This window comes from Deltaproteobacteria bacterium (assembly GCA_009930495.1).
GTDB lineage: Bacteria > Desulfobacterota > Desulfovibrionia > Desulfovibrionales > Desulfomicrobiaceae > Desulfomicrobium.
The window spans coordinates 1-5,355 of record RZYB01000168.1 but is presented as its reverse complement, the minus strand read 5'-3'; the positions used below and the strand labels follow the sequence as shown (position 1 = coordinate 5,355).

At 61.4% G+C, this 5,355-nt stretch carries 7 protein-coding genes; 3 read left to right on the top strand and 4 right to left on the bottom strand.

The window, feature by feature from the left end:
- A partial coding sequence (locus tag EOL86_11710; GenBank protein NCD26240.1) for a S1 RNA-binding domain-containing protein occupies nucleotides 1-561 on the top strand: 561 nt, incomplete at its 5' end.
- Here the strand turns inward: EOL86_11710 and EOL86_11705 are convergent.
- Nucleotides 558-1,442, bottom strand: a complete 885-nt coding sequence (locus EOL86_11705; protein NCD26239.1) for a DMT family transporter — start codon at nucleotides 1,440-1,442, stop codon at nucleotides 558-560. The two genes, EOL86_11710 and EOL86_11705, sit on opposite strands and share 4 nt — an antisense overlap.
- Nucleotides 1,443-1,624: 182 nt before the next feature.
- Between EOL86_11705 and EOL86_11700 the strand changes: the two genes are divergently transcribed.
- Together EOL86_11700 and EOL86_11695 are read left to right on the top strand one after the other, a co-directional pair.
- Nucleotides 1,625-2,164 carry a bacterioferritin gene (locus EOL86_11700; protein ID NCD26238.1) on the top strand — a complete coding sequence of 180 codons (540 nt, stop codon included), beginning with the start codon at nucleotides 1,625-1,627 and terminating at the stop codon, nucleotides 2,162-2,164.
- Between the two features lie 67 nt (nucleotides 2,165-2,231).
- A complete protein-coding gene (locus tag EOL86_11695) occupies nucleotides 2,232-2,960 on the top strand; it encodes an RluA family pseudouridine synthase (protein ID NCD26237.1) in 729 nt (242 codons plus the stop codon).
- On the opposite strand, the gene EOL86_11690 is transcribed toward EOL86_11695, so the two are convergent.
- The 3 genes from EOL86_11690 to glnH are packed head-to-tail and all read right to left on the bottom strand — an operon-like array spanning nucleotide 2,957 to nucleotide 5,172.
- A complete protein-coding gene (locus tag EOL86_11690; protein NCD26236.1) occupies nucleotides 2,957-3,697 on the bottom strand; it encodes an amino acid ABC transporter ATP-binding protein in 741 nt (246 codons plus the stop codon). The genes EOL86_11695 and EOL86_11690 overlap by 4 nt on opposite strands.
- A 10-nt stretch (nucleotides 3,698-3,707) precedes the next feature.
- The gene (locus EOL86_11685; protein NCD26235.1) at nucleotides 3,708-4,376 is read right to left on the bottom strand and encodes an amino acid ABC transporter permease; all 669 of its coding nucleotides are present in this window, start codon (nucleotides 4,374-4,376) and stop codon (nucleotides 3,708-3,710) included.
- A 55-nt stretch (nucleotides 4,377-4,431) separates the two neighbouring features.
- Nucleotides 4,432-5,172 (bottom strand): glutamine ABC transporter substrate-binding protein GlnH, encoded by a 741-nt coding sequence (glnH, locus tag EOL86_11680; protein ID NCD26234.1) that lies wholly within the window; start codon nucleotides 5,170-5,172, stop codon nucleotides 4,432-4,434.
- Nucleotides 5,173-5,355 lie beyond the last annotated feature (183 nt).

The following is a 5,355-nucleotide window of genomic DNA, read 5'->3' as shown; positions in this document are numbered from 1 at the left end:
GGCTTGCTCAAGGTCAAGCGCCTGGGCCCCAAGGCCTTCGAGCAGTGCGCCGGGTTTCTGCGTATTCACGGCGGCAAAAATCCCCTGGACGGCAGCGCCATTCATCCCGAACGCTATGCGCTGGTGGAACGCATGGCCAAGGACGCGGGCCGCGCCGTGGCCGATTTGCTGCGGGACCCGGCCGCCCGCGAGCGCATCGATCTCAATCGCTACGTGGACGGTGAGGTCGGTCTGCCGACCCTGCGCGACATCCTGGCCGAACTGGACAAACCGGGCCGCGATCCTCGGCCGGCCTTCCAGATTTTTCGTTTCGCCGACGTGCACGCCATCGGCGACCTGGAGCCAGGCATGCGCCTGCCGGGCATCGTCACCAACGTGACCCGCTTCGGAGCCTTCGTGGACGTGGGCGTGCATCAGGATGGCCTGGTCCACATCAGCAACCTGACCGACCGCTTCGTGCGCGATCCGGCCGAGGTGGTCCGGGTCGGGCAGCAGGTCAGCGTGACAGTGCTCGAGGTGGACGCCGCGCGTAAGCGGATTGGGCTGTCCATGCGTGGTTAGGCGCGGATTCGCGGCGCCCGATTGGTCAGGTACACGCCGGCGATGACCATGACGCCGCCGCTCAAAAGCGACGAGGTCACGGGCTCGTCCAGGATGATGTAGCCCATGGCAATGGCGAAGACCGGGACAAGGTTGATGAAGATGCCGGCCCTGGCCGCGCCGATGGCCTTGATGCCGGCGTAGTACCAGGTGAAGGCCACGCCCGTGGCCACAATGCCCAGGAAGAGGATGTTGGCCCAGTCCACGAGGCTGGCCCGGCCCACGTCCGCCGCCAGACCGTTGGCCAGAGCCGGGATCACGAGCATGAGCGCGCCGATGACGCAGGACCAGGTCACGGTCAAAAGCGGATCGAGCCGGCGCATGACCCGGCCACCAGCCACGGAATAGGCGGTCCAGGCCGCCACGCAGCCCAGGATCATGACATCGCCGTGGGACAGTCCGCCCTGGAACAGGGCCGGTATGTCGCCACCGGACAGGACGATGGCCGCGCCGGTCAGGGAAATGAGCGCGCCGAGAATTTTGTTGCGGGTCAACCGTTCCCCCATGAGCAGGGCGGACAGAATGCTGATGACAATGGGCGCCGAGGCGATGATCAGGGCGGCCCGACCCGCCGGGACCGTTTGCAGGCCAGTGAAGAAAAAGGCGTTGTAGAGAAAGATGCCGGTCAGGCCTAGAAAGGCCACGGGCAGGATTTCTTGGCGTGGCAGACGGGGAAAGCCGTGTCCGGCCCGGTATGACCACAGGAAGAGAAAAATCGAGGCGGTCAGGAAGCGGAGCAGGGCGGCCGAGAACGGTCCCATGTCCTGGGCGAGCATGCGGCCTGAGATCCAGGTCGCGCCCCAGAAAAAAACCGAGCCGACGAGTTGGGCATAGATGAGCATGGGTGATCCTTGGTGCGGGCGTTGGGAAGAATGGCTGTTTACTCTTCGAGACTGGCGTGTTCAAGGGGCGACGTCGGGGGAAAATTTCCATGTAAAGAGCTTGCCCCGTGCGGGGAGGCTTTGGTACGCAGATGTCGTTCTTTGCTGAATAACCATAACCGTATGATATTTCAGGAGGCATCATGACCGATCGACTTTCCCGAGAAGAGCGCAAGGCGCGCGTCATCGACGTGCTCAATCAGGCCCGGGCCATGGAACTCTTTGCCATCACCCAGTACATGAACCAGCACTACAATCTGGACAGTTTCGATTACGGCGAATTGGCCGCGAAAATGAAGCTCATCGCCATCGACGAAATGCGCCACGCCGAGATGTTCGCCGAGCGGATCAAGGAGTTGGGTGGCGAGCCCTGTACATCCTACGAGGGCGAATTGAAAAAAGCCCAGAACGTCCGCGCCATTTATCCGTATGACACCCAGCTCGAGGACGATACCATCGACGCCTACGACCAGTTTCTCCAGACCTGTCGGGAGAGCGGTGATTCCATCAGCGCCAAGCTCTTCGAGACCATCATCGAGGAAGAGCAGGCGCATATGAATTATTTCGACAACGTGGGCAACCACATCGAGACCCTGGGCGATACCTATCTGTCCAAGATCGCTGGCACTTCCGCGTCAACAGGCCCGTCCACCAAGGGCTTTCTGATCAGCGGACAGAATTAAATCCACGTTCCTGTATCCCTTGGCGCGCGGGTGGAATGTCCGCGCGCTTCTTTTTTCAAGGCCCACCATGCAACGAACCGCCCGTCCTGGAGCCCGGCACCTGCCGCCGGGACTGATTATCCTGCACGAAGACCGCGACATCCTGGTCGTGGACAAGCCCGCCGGCATGCTGACCATGGCCACGGACACGGAAAAGACACGCACCGCCTATTTCGCCCTGACCGACTATGTCAGGAAGGGCAATCCCAAGGCCCGTCAGCGGATTTTCATCGTCCACCGGTTGGACCGCGAAACATCGGGCGTGCTTGTTTTCGCCAAGACCGAGGCGGCCAAGCGTGCCCTGCAAGATGGCTGGCGTGAAACGACCAAGCGGTATCTGGCCGTGGTCCACGGTCGCATGGACAAGCCAACGGGCACGGTCGTTTCATATTTGGTTGAAAGCGGCGTGCACAAGGTTTTTGCCACGCGGGACACGTCCGTGGGCAAGCTGGCCCAGACCGCGTGGCGGGTGGTGCGGGAGGCGGGGGCATTCACGTTGCTTGAGTTGACGCTTCTGACCGGTCGCAAGCATCAGATCCGGGTTCAGATGGCCGATTTGGGGCATCCGGTGGTCGGGGACAAAAAATATGGCCAGAAAGGGGATACGTTCCCCCGTCTGGCCCTGCATGCGCGGTCCATCACCTTTACCCATCCGTTTTCAGGGCAGGGCATGACCCTGACCGCGCCGGTGCCGGCGGCTTTCAGCCGGCTTGCCGGGAGGATCGAACCGGAAACGGCCGGCCCGGCCGGCGTCTAAACCACCCCGCATTTGCCCACGACCTTGCCCAGAAAATCGCGCAGACGCGGGTTTTTCGGATGGGCGAAGAATTCGCGCGGCGCGCCTTCCTCCTGGATCACGCCCTGGTCGATGAAGATGACCCGATCCGCGACCTCGCGGGCAAAGCCCATTTCGTGCGTGACCACGACCATGGTCATGCCCTCTGTCGCCAGCTTTTTCATGACTTCCAATACTTCGCCGACCAGTTCCGGATCCAGGGCCGAGGTCGGTTCGTCGAACAAAATGACCTTGGGCTGCAGGGCCAGGGCCCGGGCAATGGCGACGCGCTGTTTTTGGCCGCCCGAAAGCTGATCCGGATAGTTTTCGGCCTTGGCCGCCAAGCCGACCTTGGCCAACAGGTCATAGCCAAGGTGCTCGGCCTCGGCCCGTGACATGCCTCGGACCTTGATGGGCCCCAGGGTCACGTTGGCGAGCACGTTCATGTGCGGAAACAGGTTGAATTGTTGAAAAACCATGCCCGCCTCGGTGCGCACGGCGTTGATGTCGGTTTTGGGGTCCATGATGTCGTGGCCGTCGACAACAACCGTCCCGGAAGTCGGCGTTTCCAGGCGGTTGATACAGCGCAGCACCGTGGACTTGCCCGAGCCCGACGGCCCGATGATGCAGACCACCTCGCCAGCGGCGATGCGCAGGTCGATGCCTTTCAGAACTTCCAGTTCCCCGAATTTTTTGTGCAGATTTGTGATTTCGATCATGGTCCGGCCTTTATCTGGTCCTGGTCGTCAAACGGTTTTCAACCATGCGCAACAGCTTGGAAATAGTCATGGTCATGGCCAGATAGACAATGGCCACGGCCATGTAGACCTCGAAGGCCCGGAAATTGACGGCCACGATTTCCTGGCCCGTGCGCAGCAGTTCGCCCACGCCGATGACCATGAGCAGCGATGTGTCCTTGAGGCTGATGATGAACTGGTTGCCCAGCGGCGGAATCATGCGCCGCAAGGCCTGGGGCCAGATGATATGGCGCATGGTCTGGGCCCGGGTCAGGCCGATGGAACGTCCGGCCTCGGTCTGGCCGACGTTGATGGACTGGATGGCTCCGCGCACGATTTCGGCAATGTAGGCCCCGGAGTTGATGGCGATGATGATGATGCCGGCCACCAGCGGCGGGATGCGCAGGCCAACGGCCATGGGCACGCCGTAATAGAGGAACATGGCCTGGACCAGCATGGGCGTGCCCCGGATCAATTCCACGTACAATTCGGCGATTTTGCGGGCCAAAAAGGGGCGGGCCAGTTTCATGAGGCCCGTGGTCACGCCGAGCAGGAAGCCGAAAAAAAGGCCGCCCACGGTCAGGTAGATCGTGTACCAGACCCCGCGCATGAGCATGGGCAGGGTGTCGAGAATAACGGAAGGTTCGAATTGGAAAGCCATGGGCGTCTCGAAATGGAGGCAGGGAGGGAGCTCCCCGCCTCGGGAGTGTCAGGGATTATTTGGGTTCGGTGCCAAACCATTTGATGTACAGTTCGCGGTAGGCACCGCTGTCCTTGAGCTTTTTCAGGGCCGCGTTGGCCTTGGCGGGCAGGTCGCTGCCCTTGGGGAAGGCGATGCCGTAGGACTGACCCATGTACAGCGGCCCGACAACCTTGACCTGGCCCTTGCCGGCCGTGCGCATGAAATCCGAGACCACTGGAGAGTCAAAAATGACCGCGTCCGCGCCGCCGGCCATGAGTTCCATGAACATGGCGTCGTTGTTGGGGAAGAGCTTGACTTCCTTGGCGCCCGCTTCCTTCTTGGCGAAGTCCTCGCTGGTGGTGCCGAGCTTGGTGGACACGGTCTTGCCGGCCAGGCTCTTGACATCGGTGATGTCGGTGTTGTCGGCCTTGACCAGAATCAGCAGGCCCGCGTTGTAGTACGGATCGGAAAAGTCCACGACCTTGGCCCGTTCGGGCTTGATGGTCATGCCGGCGATGCCGACGTCAAGCTGTCCGGACTGCAGGCCGGGAATGATGCCGTTGAAGTCCATGGGCTGCAGTTCGTATTCGGCGCCGATTTCCTTGGCGATGGCGTCCCACAGCTCGACATCGAACCCGGTGTGCTTGCCGGTTTCGGGATCCTTGAATTCAAAGGGCGGGAAGTTGGTGTCCGTGGCCACGATCAATTTTTTGGCCGAAGCCGTGGACGCGCACAGGGTCAGAACCACCAGGGCGAACAGCAGGATACGTTTCATGAGGCCTCCTTGAAAAATAGATAAAAGAACGCGGGGCAGGGGCGCGACACGCCCGGAAATCGCTCTTTGGCATGGTGGAAAACAGCGGAAAAGGCAAGTGGGGTGCGCGGAAATGAGGGGTTTGGTCCGCTGAGGGGAATAGGAGGCGCACTTGGCGGAGACGGTCTGGAGACGCGCAGCCGC

Excerpts from the sequence above, each read along its gene's own strand:
- EOL86_11685 (NCD26235.1), bottom strand. The coding sequence starts at position 4,376 with ATGGCTTTCCAATTCGAACCTTCCGTTATTCTCGACACCCTGCCCATG.
- EOL86_11700 (NCD26238.1), top strand. The coding sequence starts at position 1,625 with ATGACCGATCGACTTTCCCGAGAAGAGCGCAAGGCGCGCGTCATCGAC.
- EOL86_11690 (NCD26236.1), bottom strand. The coding sequence starts at position 3,697 with ATGATCGAAATCACAAATCTGCACAAAAAATTCGGGGAACTGGAAGTT.
- EOL86_11705 (NCD26239.1), bottom strand. The coding sequence starts at position 1,442 with ATGCTCATCTATGCCCAACTCGTCGGCTCGGTTTTTTTCTGGGGCGCG.
- glnH (NCD26234.1), bottom strand. The coding sequence starts at position 5,172 with ATGAAACGTATCCTGCTGTTCGCCCTGGTGGTTCTGACCCTGTGCGCG.
- EOL86_11695 (NCD26237.1), top strand. The coding sequence starts at position 2,232 with ATGCAACGAACCGCCCGTCCTGGAGCCCGGCACCTGCCGCCGGGACTG.